Consider the following 16,868-nt stretch of genomic DNA (forward strand, 5'->3'; position numbering starts at 1 on the left):
CGCATGCCCCCCACGCGTGGCCGTCCCATTGCGCTGAAACTTCTCATCCTCCTGCTGGTCCCGCTGCTGTCCCTGGTGGGCCTGTGGGCGTTCGCGGCCGGGCTGACCGGCGGAGCCGGCATGCGCCTGCTGGCGATCAACGACCTGGCCACCAACTTGGCCACCCCGTCGGAACAGGTCAACATCGAGCTGCAGAACGAGCGGCTGGCCTCGGTGGAGTTCCTGGTGACCGGACAGGGCGCGGACGCGATGGCCAAGCAGCGCGGCCGGACCGACCGGGCCGTGACGACGTACCGGTCGCTGGGCCGGAACCTGCACGACCTGTCGCCCGAGCTGAGCACGCAGCTCACCGCGCTGAACCTGAGGCTGGAGCAGCTCGCGGACCTGCGCCGCGGCGTCGACCGCGGGGTCATCACGCCGCTCGACGTCATCGACGCCTACAGCCAGATCGTGGACGCCTCCTTCCGCATGTACGACTCCATGGTCCTGGTCCCCGACATGGCCCTCTACCAGCAGGCCCGCGCGGTCACCATGCTCGGCGAGGCCAAGGACGTGCTCTCCAGGGAGCGGGCGCTGATCGCGATCGTGCTGGCCAGGGGCCGGGTCGAGGCGCGGGAGCGGGAGGCGTTCACCGGCATGGTGGCGACCCGGCGGCTGCTGTTCTCCCAGGCGCTGTCGCACCTGGACAGCGGCCTGCGCGGGCCGTACGAGAGGCTGTCCACCTCGCCGGTCTACAAGGAGTTCCTGGAGGCCGAGGACACCATCAGGAGCCAGGCCGTCGCCAACGGGCTGCCCGCCACCGCGGCCACCTGGCCCGTCGACGGCGAGAACCTGTGGGCCGCCGTCGAGCGCAACCAGGCCCAGGCCACCGGCGACATCGTGCAGCGGGTGATGCCGACCGCCATCGGCCTGCTCGTCAAGCTCGGCGTGGCCGGCGGCGTCGGCCTCATCGCGGTCATCGCCTCGGTCCTGCTCTCGCTGCGCTTCCGCAAGCGCCTGGTCCGCGAGCTGGCCGGGCTGCGCGACGCGGCCACGGAGCTGGCCGAGGTGCGCCTGGCCGGGCTGGTCAGACGGCTGCGCTCCGACTCCGGGCCGCCCACGGCCGCCGAGGTCGCGCCGCTGGAGGTCAAGGCGCACACCTCCGAGGTGGTCGACATCGTACGGGCCTTCGACGACGTGCAGTCCACCGCCGTCGAGGCCGCCGTGGACCAGGCCAGGCTGCGCCACGGCGTCAACCAGGTCTTCGTGAACCTGGCCAGGCGCAACCAGTCGCTGCTGCACCGCCAGCTCCTCCAACTCGACGGCATGGAGCGGGCCACGGAGGCGCCGGAGACGCTGGCGGACCTGTTCAAGCTCGACCACCTCACCACGCGCATGCGCCGGCACGCCGAGAGCCTCATCATCCTGTCGGACCAGGTGCCGGGCCGCGGCTGGCGCAACCCCGTGCCGATGCTCGACGTGCTGCGCGCCGCCGTGGCCGAGGTCGAGGAGTACGAGCGGGTGGAGGTCATGCAGCCGCCGCCCGTCGCGCTGAGCGGCGCGGCGGTCACCGACGTGGCCCACCTGATGGCCGAGCTGATCGAGAACGCCACCCTCTTCTCACCACCCCAGACCAGGGTGGACGTGCGCAGCTCCATCACCCCGCACGGCCTCGTCGTGGAGGTGGAGGACCGCGGCCTCGGCCTGCCGCGCACCGAGCTGGACGAGCTGAACGACCGGCTGACGCGCACGCCCGAGTTCGACCTGGCGCACAGCGACCGGCTCGGCCTCTTCGTCGTGGCCAGGCTCGCGGCCAGGCACAACGTCAAGGTTGTGCTGGCGCCCTCGCCCTACGGCGGCCTGACCGCGATCGTCGCCCTGCCCTCAGCCCTGCTCGCCGACCAGCCCGCCCTGGCCGGGCGGTGAGCCGGGCGGCAGGTAGGTGAGGACACCCGAGTCGCGGGCGGCGGCGCTGGCCCGCAGGCGCTCGTACGCGTGGCCGGCCAGCACCCGCTCGGCCTCCTCCAGCGTGAAGAAGCCGTAGTCGTCGAGTTCCTCGGTCTGGAGCGTGATCGGGGTGTCGGAGGCGATCTCGCCGCAGTCGAACGTGAACAGCACCACCGGGTACGGGACGTGCGACAGGCCGTGCACCCAGCTCACGGTCAGCAGCCTGCCGACCTCGACCGTGAGGCCGACCTCCTCGGCCACCTCCCGGGCGCACGCCTGGGCGGGATGCTCGCCGGCGTCGATCATGCCTCCGGGGAACGACCAGTGCTCCCGGTAGTTGGGATCGACCAGGAGCACCCGGCCGCGCTCGTCGGTGATGTACGCCGATGCGCCCGTGACCACGCGATTGACCGTGGACCAGAAATCATCGCTCACACAGGCACTATGGCAGAACCTGCAGCAGCGCCTGCTTCTTCGCCCTGGCCGGCTCCACGACGCGCTGCACCTCCTTGCCCGCGGCGTCGAGCACGACCAGCGTGTTGTGCCCGGAGCCGGCGACCCGCACGACCATCCGCCCGTCCTTCAGGTAGAGCGCGCCGAGCAGCTTGCCCTTGACCGCGGGCGCGTGCCGCTTGCCGGTCACCATGTCGAGCACGACCGGCTTGAACGCGGCCGGCCAGCTCCCGTCGCCGAGCGTGTCGGCGTTGGCGGGGAACTCGACGACGGCGTTGCGGCCGTTCGGCGACAGGCTCTGCACGTGGGTGATCCACTTGACGCCCTTGGCCTTGGCCGCCTTGCCGGTCTTGACGTCGAGCCGGTAGAGGGCGTTCGCCTCGCCGGTGTACCCCGCGACGTAGCGGCCGTCGGCCGACCACGCGAGGTGGCAGACGCCCGGCGAGCCGCCCAGCTTGCGCGGCGCGCCGCTCCCGTCGGCCTTGACCGCCATGATCGTGTCGCCCACGGCGTACGCCACCTGCGTCGAGTCGGCCGACCAGACCGGCGTGAGGCACGGCGTGCCGCCCTGGAGCCCGCTCACGACGGTGGCGGTCCTGGTGCCGTCCCTGACTTCGAGGCGGCCGTTCGTCGTCACCCAGGCCGCCTTCTTCCCGTCGGGGGCGGCGGCGAACTGCGGCATGGAGCCGGGTCGGGCGATCGTGCTCCACTCGCCGGACTCGTACCGGCTGAGCTGGTTGCTCGGGCTGCCCGCGTAGACCGCGGCGCCGGACAGCTCAGGCGTGGCGGCCGAGGCCGGGAGCGAGAAGGCCGTGAGCGCGACGGTGCCTGCCGCGAGGGAGATCTTCATGACAAGACATCGTGCCCGAGGAGAGGGTGAAGACGCAGGAACGGCTCGCTGAAGTGAGCGGTGGCGAGGATCGCCCGCTCGGCCCGCAGCGCGTCCAGCACCTCGGTCCTGATGCGCGTCGCCGCCTCCCGGTCGTCGTCGTAGAGGTAGGGGAGGCTCGGGTCGTCGAGCTGCGCGCGGTGCAGGACCAGGTCGCCCGTCATCGCCACCTCCCCGGCCCGGACGATCTGGTGGCCCGGGGTGTGGCCGGGGGTGTGCCGCACGTGCACGCCCGGCGTGACCTCCGCGTCGCCCTCGACGACGTGGAGTTGCGCCTTGATGGCGGAGACGATCTCGTCGAGCACCGGCCCCTGCGCGACGTCCAGGTCCGCCTTCTGCACCACGTAGCGGGCGTTGGCGAACATCGGCTCCCCGCCGGCGACCGCGCCCGAGGCGTGGTCGCTGTGCAGGTGCGTGAGGATGACGGTGCTGATCTCGGCCGGCGCGACCCCCACCGCGGCCAGCTCACCGGCGAGCGTGCCGGGGACCGGCGCCCAGCTCGACGCCGGCGAGTCGGCGGCCCCGATGCCGGTGTCGACCAGCGTCAGCCGGTCGGCGGCGTCACGGATCAGGTAGCAGTGGAAGTGCAGGACCCAGGGCTCGTCGCGGAGCCCGGAGCCGGCGAACATCTCGGGCAGCGGGCGGCGGATCGCCGCCCCCATGGGGCCCACGGCGTCGCAGAGCGGTGTCACCTCGACGCCGGAGACGCTTATCGGTTGATGCGGCACCCGGTAAGACTAGGCGGCGACGGGCTCGACCGGAACGTACTCGTTCTCGAGGTCGGCGGCGTAGACGGCGCGGCAGCAGTGGGCGCACCGGTACATGATCGGGCCCTCGTCGAGCTCGTGGTGGCACCGCGGGCAGTGGGTGACGGTCTTCATGATGCTCCCCCAAGGAGTCTCGCTGTAGTCCCTATCGAACCCTCACCGAGTTGCAGGGACCCTGCATGCCACTTGACACGATGACGCTGCATTGATGGGGGTTGTGTGTCCCTCGGCACACCGGGAGCGGCGACTTCCTCGCTTGACGGCGCCGAGGACAACATTGTCACCCCTCGCGCCCGCGTACGTGGGCGAAGACACGAGAACAGTCCGGGAATAGCCCACAAGGGCTAGGCGTTGTATGGGTCGGAACGTGTGGTACCTTGCCACCAAGCGTCGAGCTTCAGCTCCGCTTGATCTTCCATTCGGCTCCGGCCTCCCCTGATCGCGTTTTCCGCAGGGCCCGGCCTGACCGCTTTCATCACCCCGCCGGGGCCTTTTCCACAGTGCCCGGCGCATCTCCCCCAAGGGGCTCATCATGTCTGTGCACACCATTCCTGAACAGCGTGCCTCCGCCCCGGTCCGTCAGGTCGGCGGCCTCCTGGATATACGCGATAAATCCGCGTACATCCGGGCGGCGCACCTGCCGGGGCCGGGCGACGTACGCGTGACCGCCGAGAAGGCACGCCAGTGGGACCTGCGTCCCGGGGACCACGTCACCGCGTCCTTCGACGGCAACCGGCTCGTCCGCGTCGAGTCGGTCAACGGCGTCACCTCGTGGCGCGACCGGCCGCGTTTCGACGAGCTCACGCCCATACACCCCACCGAGCGGCTCAACGTCGAGACCGAGTCGCTCAGCACGCGCGTCATCGACCTGTTCGCGCCCATCGGCAAGGGGCAGCGCGGCCTCATCGTGGCGCCGCCCAAGGCCGGCAAGACCATGGTCCTGCAGGCGCTGGCCGACGGGATCTCCCGCAACCACCCCGAGGCGCACCTCATGGTGCTGCTGGTGGGCGAGCGTCCGGAGGAGGTCACCGAGATGCGGGCCACCATCGCGGGCGAGGTCTTCGCCTCCACCTTCGACCACCCGGACCGCGACCACACCGCGCTCGCCGAACTCGTCATCGACCGCGCCAAGCGCCTGGTGGAGTCGGGCCGCGACGTGGTCGTGCTGCTCGACTCGCTGACGCGGCTGGGCCGGGCGTACAACAATCTCGCGCCCGGCGGCGGGCGCGTCCTGACCGGCGGCATCGACGCCCGCGCGCTGTACCCGCCCAAGCGCTTCTTCGGGGCCGCCCGCAACGTCGAGGACGGCGGCTCCCTCACCATCCTCGCCACCGCCCTCGTGGACACGGGGTCGCGGATGGACAACAGCCTGTACGAGGAGTTCAAGGGGACGGGCAACATGGAGGTGCACCTCGTCCGCGAACTCGCCGAGCGCCGCCTCTACCCGGCCGTCGACCTCGACGCCTCGGGCACCCGGCGCGAGGAGATCCTGCTGCACCCCGCCGAGCGCCAGGTGGTGTGGCGGCTGCGGCGCATGCTCACCGCGCTGGAGAAGCAGAAGGGGCTGGAGATGCTCCAGGACAAGCTCCGCGCCACCCCCTCCAACGCCGCGTTCCTCATGGAGGCGGCCGGCGCCTGACCGGGCTGTCCGCCCTGAGCGCAGCGGGCCGTCCCGTGTCCCGGACGTGCACGAGAATGGGCCGCATGCTGGCTGACATCGTCGAATACCTCATCTGCCCCGTCTGCCGCGCCGACCTGCGCCTGACGGGCACGACCGTGCGATGCGCCGGCGAGCACACCTTCGACGTGGCCAGGCAGGGCTACGTGAGCCTCCTCACCGGTTCCAGGCCCCCGGGCACCGCCGACACCCCCGAGATGGTGGCCGCCAGGGCGGCCTTCCTCGACAAGGGCCACTACGCCCCGCTCGCGACGGCGGTGGCGGACGCAGTGCGGTCATATCTGACACTTGAGAACGTTCCAGAAAAACATGAGTCCTCTACCGAAACCTATGACGGCACGGGGTTGAGGGCGTACCGTGGTACGAGAGTGGAGGCCGGTTCCGGCACGGTGCCCGCGGGCGGCGGGCCGGAGACAGTCGATGATCGTCACGCGGAGGGCAGAACCGCGCCGGTGATCGTCGACGCGGGCGCGGGCACCGGGCACTACCTGGCGGCCACGCTCGACGCGGTCAACGATGGCATCGGGATGGCGTTCGATGTGTCGAAGCACGCTGTGCGCCGGGCGGCGCGAGTGCATCCCAGGGCAGGGGCGTTCGTGGCCGACGTGTGGCGCCCGCTCCCGATCAGGAGCGGGGTGGCCGACGTGGTGATCGACGTCTTCGCGCCCAGGAACGGGCCCGAGTTCCGGCGGATCCTGCGGCCCGGCGGCGCCGCGGTGGTCGTCACCCCGGCCGCCGCGCACCTCAGCCCGCTCGTCGAGGAACTCGGGCTGCTCTCCGTCGACGAGGAGAAGGAGCGCAGGGTGGCCCGGAGTCTCGACGGGTTCACCGAGACCGGGCGGCGCTCGATCGACTTCGAGATGGAGCTGGATCATGACGACATCGCGGAGGTCGTCGGGATGGGTCCGAGTGCGTGGCATAACCAGGCGAATACGCTCAATGAGCGAATCGCCGCATTTGTCTCCCGAAGCGTCATGAAAAGGCAGCAAAAAGTAGTTACGCGTGCCGCGTTCCACCTGTCTATCTACGAGCCGGCACAGCCCACAAGACCTGTTCCTTGACGGAACCGTGTGACTGGTGTTACTCATGGGGCGTTTAGTCCGAAATTCCCCCACATTCTCGGAGTATTTCCTCGGTACACGCGTAATACTGGACGGCATCCCGGGCCCGGAGGCACGGGACATCAACGGGAGGGGGCGCACCGGATGAAGGCGGAGGAACGCTGGCAGGCCAGGTTCCGCGCGTCGCGCATGACGCTGCCGTCCTGGGCACGCCAGGCCCCGAACCGCTCCATCTACCGCTCCAACGCCACGGGCAAGTGGGAGGTGTACGCCTGGGACCGCGTGGCGGGCGTCAACCGCCAGGTCACCGACCAGCCCAAGGGCACCGCGTACGCCGCCGTCGACCCCCTCGGCCAGTGGATCTACTGGTTCGCCGACACCGACGGCGACGAGTACGGCGGCTGGTGGCGCCAGCCGTTCACCGGCGGCCCCGGCGAACCGGTCGGACCCGACCTGCCACCGGGCCAGCCCGGCGGCATCGCGCTGTCCACCACCGGCACCGCGGCGATCAGCCTGGCCGGGGAGGGCACCTTCCGCATCCACCTCGCCCGCCAGGGCCAGCCCTCCGAGACGCTGTACGAGCACACCGAGGCCGCCTGGGTGGCCGCCATGTCGCTCGACGGCTCCCTCATCGCGATCAACCACGGCGAGTACGGCGACTTCCGGCACCCGGCGCTGCGCGTCGTGCACCCGAACGGCCACGTGGTCGGCGAACTGCACGACGGCCCCGGCAAGGGCGTGACCGGCCTCAGCTTCGCCCCGGTCGCAGGCGACCGCCGCCTGCTGACCCTGCACGAGCGCCGCCAACGCCAGGAACCGCTGGTCTGGGACCCGGCGACCGGCGAGCAGCGCGAGATCTGGCTGCGCGACTCCGGCGACCTGACGGCCGAGTGGTACGACGACGGCCGCGGCCTGCTCATCCTGCGCGACGACCGCGCCCGCAGCTACCTGCACCGCTACGACCTCAGAGGCGGCGGCCTGACCCCCATCGAGACGCCGCACGGCGTGATCGAGGAGGCCGCGCCCCGGCCCGGCGGCCACGTCGAGTACTCCTGGTCCAGCGGCTCGCGCCCGCCGGTCATCCGGTCCAGCAACGGCCAGGTCGTGGTCAACCCCATCGGCCCGCCCGCGCCGCCGAGCGTGCCGGTGGAGGACATCGACGTCGAGGGCCCGGGCGGCCGCATCCACGCGCTGGTCTCCAGGCCGGAGACCGGCACGTCACCGCACCCCACGGTCTTCCTGCTGCACGGCGGCCCTACCGCGCACGACCGCGACACGTTCTCGCCGACGGTGGCGGCCTGGGTGGACGCCGGGTTCGCGGTGGTGCGGGTCAACTACCGGGGCTCGACCGGCTACGGCTCGGCCTGGCGCGACGCGCTGCACGGCGACGTGGGGCACATCGAGCTGACCGACGTGGCGGCCGTCCGGCAGTGGGTGATCGATCACGGCATCGCCGACCCGGCCAGGACGGTGCTGGCGGGGTCGGCGTGGGGCGGCTACCTGACGCTGCTCGGCCTCGGCACCCAACCCGACCTGTGGGCGTGCGGCATCGCCGCGGTGCCGATCGCCTGCCACCAGACGTCGTACGAGGACGAGGCCGAGAGCCTGCGCGCCTACCACCGCGCGCTGTTCGGCGGCTCGCCCGACGAACAGCCCGAGCGGTACGCCGCCAGCTCCCCGATCACCTACGTCGACCAGGTCAAGAGCCCGCTGCTGATCCTCGCCGGCGAGAACGACACCCGCTGCCCGCTGCGCCAGATCGAGAAGTACGTCAAGAAGCTCGAAGAGCACGGCCGGCACCACGAGGTGTACACCTACGACGCGATGCGCGGCTCCCTCGTGGTCGCGGAGCGGATCGCGCAGACGGCGTTGCAGCTCGAGTTCGCGCACAAGCACGTGGGCTAGCCAGAATTCTTGACGAACTGTAAGAATGTTCCTGACTCTTGTCCTTGAACGTCGGCAGGCCCGGCTGTCAACATCTCGCCCACGTAGCTCAGCCGGAAAGGCGCATCGTGCCCTGTACCTCCGCGATCGTCGCCGCCGCGACGCCCGCAGCCGCGAACGCATGACGGCAACGCCCGCGCTCGCGGCGGCAGCTCGTCCGCCGCACCTCCCGCCCTGGCGGCGGGGCGGCCTAGCGGGCGCGCAGGACCACGATCGCGAGGTCGTCGGCGCTCGGCTCGGAGGCGAAATCCGCCGCGCCCCTGCGGATGCGCTCGGCCACGGCCCTGGCCGACAGACCCGCGCACTCGGCCAGCAGCTTGGCCAGCCCGCCGTCGTCGTCGAGCAGCCGCCCGCCCGAGCGGCGCTCGGTCACCCCGTCGGTCACGGCCAGCAACACGTCGCCGTGGTCGAGATGCAGGGTGTCGGCCTCGAAGACGACCTCCTGGAAGACCCCGAGCAACGACTGCGGGGTGGTCACCGCCTCCACCTTGCCGCCCGGCCGCAGCCGCAGCGCCTCCGGATGACCGGCGGAGACCAGCCGCACCTCCAGCCCGTCGGGCACCGGCGTGATGTCGCCGTGCAGCAGGGTGAGGAACCTGGCCCGCTCGCCCTCCTCCAGGATCGCCTGGTTGAGCCGGCCGAGCACGGCGGCCACGCCGTAGCCCTCGCGGGCCAGCAGCCGCAGCGTGTGGCGGGCCAGGCCGGTCACGGCGGCGGCCTCGGGGCCGGTGCCGCAGACATCGCCGATGGCGAAGCGCCACGAGTCGTCGCCGGCCTTGAACAGGTCGTAGAAGTCGCCGCCGACCTCGTTGGCCTCGCCGGCGGGCTCGTAGATGACGCCGTAGTCGAGGCCGGGCACCTCGGGCTCGTTGGGCGGCAGCAGGCTGCGCTGCAGGGCGCGGTTGGCGGCGGCCTGCTGGGCGTAGAGCCGGGCGTTGTCGGTGGCCAGCGCGGCACGCCGGCCGATGTCCTCGGCGAACTGGATGACCTCGTCGGGGAAGCGGTCGGAGCGGCCCAGGCACATCATGCCGAGGTTGCGGCCACGAGCGGTCAGCGGCACGGCGAGCGCCTGCGACTCGGGCAGGTGGATCATCGAGGTGACGCGCGGGTCGGCGGCGCCGATGTCCATCTCGGCGAGCTGCTCGCGCAGGCCGTCGATCCTGGCCTCGTCGGCGTGCCAGAGGTAGACCAGCCGCTGCGGCCCGGAGTTGTCGGAGGTGTAGACGGCGCACCAGCTCGCCAGCCGGGGCACCACCACCTGGGCGATGATGGCCGGCACCATGTCGGGGTCGAGCGTGCCCGCCAGTAGGTCGCTGGCGTCGGCCAGGAACCCCAGCCAGTGCGGCCCGCGGCTGCTCTCCTCCATCCATTCGGCGGCGACCCGGTCCGCGGAGCCAGGTAGCGTGAGCCTTGCCCAACGGACACGGGAATCGCCCGCGAAGGTGACTCCCCACTCCTCGACGTGCACGGAAGGAGCCTTCGGATCGGCTTGGGAAAGATTTCGCTGCCGCAGCTCCACTTGGACTGCGTCCCCGAAGTGCTTCCAGATCACCTCGAACGGCTCGTCAGCGACCTGCTCGGCCAGATCTCCGGCAGCCTGCTCGGCGGAATGGAGCACGCCGCCGGTGGCCCACGCGGTCATCACCTCACGCGTGAACCTCATCGCAGCCGTCACAGCGGTATCGCCCGGCGCGAACGTCGCAGCGAGCACCGCATGGGGAGAAGCAGTCATCCCAACGTGCCTACCACACTTCCCGCTGACTTGGGGTAAATCCAAGGACAGGACTACGAGCTACTCATCGTGACAGACTTGAATCACTCGCCGGCGGCAGCGACGAGTGAAGGAGGCCCCATGACCACGGCCAAGGCCGCGACAAGCTCAGAGGAGAGGACTTACACCGAATCGGATCTCGTTCCCATCCTGGAGACCCTCTTCTCCTGGCGTGACGGCGATTTCCGACGTCGGGTCCCTCACGCGCCTCCGGGCATCCTCAGCGAGGTGCGGCTGCTGCTGAACGAAGTGGCCGACCGTCGCGAGCATCTCGCGAACGAGCTGGTCCGGGTGCGCAAAGAAGTCGTCAAGGAAGGCCGGTTCGCCGAACGGCTGACACCCGGCCCCGGTGTCGGCGCGTGGGCGGAGAGCGTCGAGTCGGTCAACATGCTCATCGACGCCCTGGTGAGCCCAGTCAGCGGCGCGGCCGACGTCATCGACGCGGTCGCCAAGGGCGACCTGTCACGACGGATCGACCTCGACCGCTCGGCCCGCGGGGAGGTGCGGCGCCTGGGCAAGGCCATCAACGGCATGGTCGACCAGCTCGCGCTGTTCAACTCCGAGGTCACGAGGGTGGCGCGCGAGGCGGGCACGGAGGGGCGGCTGGGCGGCAGCGCCAACCTGCGCGGCATGTCGGGGAGCTGGCGCGACCTCACCGAGGCGGTCAACACGATGTCGTCCCGCGTGGCGGCGCAGGTGCGCGACATCGCCGTGGTGACCACGGCCGTGGCCAAGGGCGACCTGAGCCGCAAGGTGACGGTCGACGCCGTGGGCGAGATGTTCGAGCTGAAGAACACCGTCAACACGATGGTCGACCAGCTCTCCGGGTTCGCCGAAGAGGTGACCCGGGTCGCCCGCGAGGTGGGCACCGAGGGGCAACTCGGCGGCCAGGCGCAGGTGACCGGCGTGTCGGGCGTCTGGAAGGACCTCACCGACAACGTCAACTTCATGGCCAACAACCTCACCTCGCAGGTGCGCAGCATCGCCACCGTGGCGACGGCGGTGGCCCAGGGCAACCTGTCGAAGAAGATCAACGTCGACGCGCAGGGCGAGATCCTTCAGCTCAAGGACACCCTCAACACGATGGTGGACCAGCTCTCGTCCTTCGCCGACGAGGTCACCCGGGTGGCCCGCGAGGTGGGCACCGAGGGCAAGCTGGGCGGCCGGGCCGAGGTGAAGGGCGTCTCGGGCGTCTGGAAGGACCTCACCGACAACGTCAACTCCATGGCCCGCAACCTGACCTACCAGGTACGCAACATCGCCCAGGTCACCACCGCCGTGGCCAACGGCGACCTCACCCGCAAGATCGACGTCGACGCCCAGGGCGAGATCCTCGAGCTCAAGTCGACCATGAACACGATGGTTGAGCAGCTCTCGTCGTTCGCCTCCGAGGTGACCCGAGTCGCCCGCGAGGTGGGCACCGAGGGGCAACTCGGCGGCCAGGCGCAGGTCCGGGGCGTGTCCGGGGTCTGGAAGGACCTCACCGAGAACGTCAACTCGATGGCCAACAACCTCACCTCGCAGGTGCGCCAGATCGCGGCGGTGTCGTCCGCGGTGGCGCAGGGCAACCTGTCGAAGAAGATCACCGTTGACGCCCAGGGCGAGATGCTCCAGCTCAAGGACACCCTCAACACGATGGTGGACCAGCTCTCGTCCTTCGCCGACGAGGTCACCCGAGTCGCCCGCGAGGTGGGCACCGAGGGGCAACTCGGCGGCCAGGCGCGGGTGAAGGGCGTGTCGGGCGTCTGGAAGGACCTCACCGACAACGTCAACTCCATGGCCAACAACCTCACCTACCAGGTGCGCAACATCGCCGAGGTGACCACCGCCGTGGCCAACGGCGACCTCACCCGCAAGATCGACGTGAACGCGCAGGGCGAGATCCTCGCGCTCAAGACGACCGTCAACCGGATGGTCGACCAGCTCTCCTCGTTCGCCTCCGAGGTCACCCGAGTCGCCCGCGAGGTCGGCAGTGAGGGCCAGCTCGGCGGCCAGGCCCGGGTCGAGGGCGTCGAGGGCACGTGGAAGCGGCTCACCGAGAGCGTCAACGAGCTGGCGGGCAGCCTCACCACGCAGATCCGCGCCATCGCCACCGTCACCAGCGCCGTGGCGCGCGGCGACCTGACCCGTTCCATCGCCATCGAGGCGCAGGGCGAGCTGGCGGAGCTGAAGGACAACATCAACTCGATGGTGGGCAGCCTGCGCGAGACCACGCAGGCCAACCAGGAACAGGACTGGCTCAAGTCCAACCTGGCCCGCATCTCCCGGCTCATGCAGGGCCACCGCGACCTGCTCGAAGTGGCCAAGCTGACGATGAGCGAGCTGACGCCGCTGGTCTCGGCCCGCTACGGGGCCTTCTACAGCATCGACCCCGAGGGCGACCACGAGCTGATCCTCATCGGCGGCTACGGCGTACGTCCCGACCGGGGCCCGCGCCAGCGCTTCGGGATCGGCGAGGGCATCGTCGGCCAGGCGGCGGCCGAGGGCCGGCACATCGTGCTGGACGACGTGCCGCCGCAGTTCGTCACCATCGACAGCGGGCTCAGCCGCTCCACGCCGGCGCAGATCGTGGTGCTGCCGATCCTGTTCGAGAACCGGGTGCTCGGCGTCCTGGAGCTGGCCTCGTTCACGCCGTTCGGCGAGGTGCACCTCGACTTCCTGACGCAGCTCGTCGAGACCATCGGCGTCACGATGAACACGATCATCGCCAACTCGCGTACCGAGGACCTGCTGACGGAGTCGCAGCGGCTCACCCGCGAGTTGCAGGAGCGTTCCGACGAGCTGCAGCGCCAGCAGGAGGAGCTGCGCAGGTCCAACGCCGAGCTGGAGGACAAGGCGGCGCTGCTGGCCAAGCAGAACCGCGCCATCGAGATCCAGAACTTCCAGATCGAGCAGGCCCGCCGCACCCTGGAGGAGCGCGCGGAGCAGCTCGCGGTGTCCTCGCGCTACAAGTCCGAGTTCCTCGCGAACATGTCGCACGAGCTGCGCACGCCGCTCAACAGCCTGCTGGTGCTGGCCAAGCTGCTGACCGAGAACGCCGAGGGCAACCTGACCTCGCAGCAGGTCGAGTTCGCCCGGACGATCCACAGCGCCGGCTCCGCGCTGCTCCAGCTCATCAACGACATGCTCGACCTGTCGAAGGTCGAGGCGGGCCGGATGGACATCCACCCGATCCAGGTGTCGCTGCCGAAGATGGTGGACCTGCTGGAGGCCGCGTTCGCGCCGCTGGCACAGGACAAGGGCCTGTCGTTCACCGTCGACCTCGAGTCGGACGTGCCCCACGAGCTGCGCGCCGACGAGCAGCGGTTGCAGCAGGTGCTGCGCAACCTGCTGTCCAACGCGGTCAAGTTCACCCCGCGGGGCGAGGTCAAGCTGCGCGTCTCGGCGGCCCCGCCCGGGGTCGACTACGACGACGACAGCCTGCACGACGCCACCGACCTGCTGGCGTTCCAGGTGATCGACACCGGCATCGGCATCGCGCCCGACAAGCGCGACGTCATCTTCGAGGCGTTCAGGCAGGCCGACGGCACCACGAGCAGGAAGTACGGCGGCACGGGCCTCGGCCTGGCGATCTGCCGCGACATCGCCCGGCTGCTCGGCGGCGAGATCCACGTGGACAGCGAGCTGGGCAAGGGCAGCACGTTCACGCTCTACCTGCCGGCCTCCTACACCGGCCCGCTGGCCGCGACTGACCCCGGCACGACGCGCAGGCAGCTCATGACGCCGCCGGCCGAGGAGATCGCGGCCGCGGCGCCCGAGCCGCCGCTGCCGCTGGACCTGCCGCTGCCCGAGCTGGTCGAGCCGCCGGCCGAGACGCCCAGCCAGTGGCAGGGCGACGACCCGCTCAGCGGTGCCAAAATCTTGATCGTGGACGACGACATCCGTAACGTGTTCGCGCTGACCAGCGTGCTGGAGCGGCACGGCTCGACCGTCGTCTACGCTGAAAACGGGCGGGAGGGCATCGAACAGCTCGAACGGAACGAGGACGTCGCACTCGTGCTGATGGACATCATGATGCCGGAGATGGACGGCTGGGCGACGACGTCGGCCATCCGCCGGATGCCCCAGTTCGCCGATCTGCCGATCATCGCGCTGACCGCCAAGGTCATGCGGGGCGATCGGGAGAAGTCCATCGCGTCGGGCGCCTCCGACTACGTGCCCAAGCCGGTCGACGTCGACCGGCTGCTCGAACGGCTGCGCGGCTGGCTCAGCCGTGGGCGGGGCTCCACGTCCGACGCGTCAGCCTCGTCAGCCGAAGGGTCGTGATCGATGCCGGATCGTGCCAAGATCCTCCTCGTCGATGACCGCGAGGAGAATCTGATCGCCCTCGAAGCCATCCTCAGCTCTCTCGACCTGGTGCCGGTGCGCGCCAGGTCGGGCGAGGAGGCGCTCAAAGCGTTGCTCAACACCGAGTTCGCGCTGATCCTGCTGGACGTGCGGATGCCCGGCATGGATGGCTTCGAGACCGCCGCGCACATCAAGCGGCGCGAGCGTACCCGCAACATCCCGATCATCTTCCTGACCGTGGTCGACAGCGCCCCCGACTACGCCTTCCGCGGCTACGCGGCGGGCGCGGTGGACTACTTGACCAAGCCGTTCGACCCGTGGGTGCTGCGGGCGAAGGTGTCGGTCTTCGCCGAGTTGTACAACATGAACAAGCGCCTGGCGGAACAGGCGTCGATGTTGCGCGACCGGCTCACCAGCGAGCTGCCGCCGGGCGCGGGAGACCAGGGGTCGGTCCTGCCCGAGCTATCGCGGCGGCTGACCGCCGTGGAGGACGAGCTGACCCGGGTCAGAGAGCTGGCCCGCAAGTCTCAGGACCCGGCGCTGGCCGTGCCCCTGACGGACCTGACCGATCGCCTGAACCATCTGCGCGCCGGTTTCGACGCGCTCTCCTGAAGCGTCTCCACCCCATCCCGGGGGCCAGGGCCGGCCCCGGGTGGTGGTTGGTGAGAGGTCAGTGACGGGCGCGTTCCAAAGCGTCCCAGAAGCCGCGCCGCAGCGCGTGCCGCACCTCGTCGTGCAGCAGAAAGTCGATCGGCAGCGACGAGCCCTGCAACAGCCTCGCCTCCAGGTCGGACGGCATGCGCGGCTTGCGGGCCAGCACCGCCTCCAGCCACAGGGCGGGCGCGTCGCGGGCCACCGACTCGCCGAAGTCGTGCCCTTCGCGGTGGGCGGCCTTGACCGCGTCGGCCAGCGTGGTGGCCCCGGCCGTGGCGGCGGCGGGCGGGTTGACCGGCGCCGGCTGCGGGCCGGTGTACGGCCCGAGCTGCGACGGCTGGTACGTGCCGCTCGACGACGTGGAGAACTGCCCGGTCGTGGGGCTGGACGGCGGGGACTGCGACTGAATCGGCCCGGTCACCGGCGCGGCGGGCGGCGGCGGCTGCTCGGCCTGCTGGTAGCTGCCGTACGTCGGCAACGTGGGCGGTGTGGCCGGCTGGCCGCGCCCGGACGGGACGGACCCGTTGGGCGACTGGCCGTTGCTGCCGGAGGCCGAGGAGGGCGCCGCGTGACTGCCGCTCGGCGCCTGCGGCAGCGGCGCGGGCAGCGAGGAAGGCAGTGAAGTCGGCAGTGAGGACGGCAACGACGAGGGCAGCGAGGTGGGCGGCAGCGACTGCGGCTGCGCGGGCGGCAGCGACGCCTGCCCGTTGCTGACCGGCTGGTGGTGCCCGTTGGAGGACTCGGTGACGCCTGCGACCAGGTTGACGTACTGCCGCAGGTGGGGCGCGCCCAGCTCGACCAGGTCGTCGCACTCCTGCCGCAGCGACCGCGACACGGCCCAGCCGCCGTCGGCCGCGATGTGGATGACGCTCACCCTGATGCCGAGGTCCTGGGCGTCGCACACGACCTGCGCGAGGTCCTCGTCGCCGCTGACCACCACCGCGTCGCAGATGGCGTTGTTGCGGGCGAGCGTCATGATGTCGCGGTGGACCTGGGCGTCGACGCCTTCGCGCCGGCCCGGCCGGATGCGCGACAGCCTGAGCTTCAGGCCCGGGATGTCGGCCAGCGCGTCGTGCTCTGGTGTGCGGCGGGCCTCGACCGTGGCCTCGTACCAGTAGCACCGCAGCAGCGGCAGCCCGGTGCGCTCGCGGGAGAGGTTGGTCATCAGTTGCAGCAGCCCTGGATAATCCCAGGAAACCGCTTCGCGATGACGCGTGCCGTGCACGGCCATCGCTCCGTCAGCCAGCAGATAGCCAGCGTCCACGAACAGCGCGCAGCGATCCACTGACCCCGCCCCTTTCCTGGTGGTCCGACCTTGCTGGCTCTGCACCGTCAGAGACCGGACTCGGCGGCCCTCTCTCAGAGTAATGAAAGCAGGTGATCGCGCGAGGGTTAATCCCGACGATTCGGCCCCCGCTCGCCATCACGCCAGGCCACT

12 protein-coding genes are annotated in these 16,868 nt (G+C 70.5%); 6 read left to right on the top strand and 6 right to left on the bottom strand.

The window, feature by feature from the left end:
* Positions 1 to 3: 3 nt before the first annotated feature.
* Positions 4 to 1,905 carry a nitrate- and nitrite sensing domain-containing protein gene (locus FAF44_RS00475; RefSeq protein WP_237100927.1) on the top strand — a complete coding sequence of 634 codons (1,902 nt, stop codon included), beginning with the start codon at positions 4 to 6 and terminating at the stop codon, positions 1,903 to 1,905.
* Here the strand turns inward: FAF44_RS00475 and FAF44_RS00480 are convergent.
* From FAF44_RS00480 to FAF44_RS00495, 4 genes are read right to left on the bottom strand one after another with little or no spacing between them, the layout of a single operon-like run.
* Positions 1,864 to 2,361, bottom strand: a complete 498-nt coding sequence (locus FAF44_RS00480; protein WP_237100928.1) for an NUDIX hydrolase — start codon at positions 2,359 to 2,361, stop codon at positions 1,864 to 1,866. The two genes, FAF44_RS00475 and FAF44_RS00480, sit on opposite strands and share 42 nt — an antisense overlap.
* Positions 2,362 to 2,368: 7 nt before the next feature.
* On the bottom strand, positions 2,369 to 3,229 hold the full coding sequence (locus FAF44_RS00485) for a hypothetical protein (RefSeq protein ID WP_237100929.1): 861 nt from the start codon (positions 3,227 to 3,229) through the stop codon (positions 2,369 to 2,371).
* Positions 3,226 to 3,996, bottom strand: coding sequence for an MBL fold metallo-hydrolase (locus tag FAF44_RS00490; RefSeq protein WP_237100930.1), 771 nt, complete (start codon positions 3,994 to 3,996; stop codon positions 3,226 to 3,228). Before FAF44_RS00490 ends, FAF44_RS00485 begins: the two co-directional genes overlap by 4 nt.
* Positions 3,997 to 4,005: 9 nt before the next feature.
* Entirely contained in the window at positions 4,006 to 4,149 is a 144-nt protein-coding gene (locus FAF44_RS00495; protein ID WP_237100931.1) for a hypothetical protein, read from the bottom strand.
* Between the two features lie 418 nt (positions 4,150 to 4,567).
* Here FAF44_RS00495 and rho point away from each other — a divergent pair, with 418 nt between their 5' ends.
* The 3 genes from rho to FAF44_RS00510 all read left to right on the top strand — a co-directional run bounded on the left by rho (position 4,568) and on the right by FAF44_RS00510 (position 8,679).
* Positions 4,568 to 5,674 (top strand): transcription termination factor Rho, encoded by a 1,107-nt coding sequence (gene rho / locus FAF44_RS00500; RefSeq protein ID WP_272893862.1) that lies wholly within the window; start codon positions 4,568 to 4,570, stop codon positions 5,672 to 5,674.
* 65 nt (positions 5,675 to 5,739) lie between these two features.
* Positions 5,740 to 6,774, top strand: coding sequence for a putative RNA methyltransferase (locus FAF44_RS00505; protein WP_237100932.1), 1,035 nt, complete (start codon positions 5,740 to 5,742; stop codon positions 6,772 to 6,774).
* A 144-nt stretch (positions 6,775 to 6,918) separates the two neighbouring features.
* Entirely contained in the window at positions 6,919 to 8,679 is a 1,761-nt protein-coding gene (locus tag FAF44_RS00510) for a prolyl oligopeptidase family serine peptidase (RefSeq protein WP_237100933.1), read from the top strand.
* Positions 8,680 to 8,908: 229 nt separating this feature from the next.
* Here FAF44_RS00510 and FAF44_RS00515 read toward each other — a convergent pair whose 3' ends face one another.
* Positions 8,909 to 10,381 (bottom strand): PP2C family protein-serine/threonine phosphatase, encoded by a 1,473-nt coding sequence (locus FAF44_RS00515; protein ID WP_237100934.1) that lies wholly within the window; start codon positions 10,379 to 10,381, stop codon positions 8,909 to 8,911.
* 189 nt (positions 10,382 to 10,570) lie between these two features.
* On the opposite strand from FAF44_RS00515, the gene FAF44_RS00520 reads away from it, so the two are divergent.
* Positions 10,571 to 14,755 carry a HAMP domain-containing protein gene (locus tag FAF44_RS00520; protein WP_237100935.1) on the top strand — a complete coding sequence of 1,395 codons (4,185 nt, stop codon included), beginning with the start codon at positions 10,571 to 10,573 and terminating at the stop codon, positions 14,753 to 14,755.
* 3 nt (positions 14,756 to 14,758) lie between these two features.
* Entirely contained in the window at positions 14,759 to 15,388 is a 630-nt protein-coding gene (locus FAF44_RS00525; protein WP_237100936.1) for a two-component system response regulator, read from the top strand.
* 58 nt (positions 15,389 to 15,446) lie between these two features.
* Here FAF44_RS00525 and FAF44_RS00530 read toward each other — a convergent pair whose 3' ends face one another.
* Positions 15,447 to 16,715: an NYN domain-containing protein gene (locus FAF44_RS00530; RefSeq protein ID WP_237100937.1), complete on the bottom strand. Its 1,269-nt coding sequence runs from the start codon at positions 16,713 to 16,715 to the stop codon at positions 15,447 to 15,449.
* Positions 16,716 to 16,868: the final 153 nt, after the last annotated feature.

Origin of the sequence: Nonomuraea sp. MG754425 (assembly GCF_021699195.1) — a bacterium.
Taxonomy (GTDB): domain Bacteria; phylum Actinomycetota; class Actinomycetes; order Streptosporangiales; family Streptosporangiaceae; genus Nonomuraea.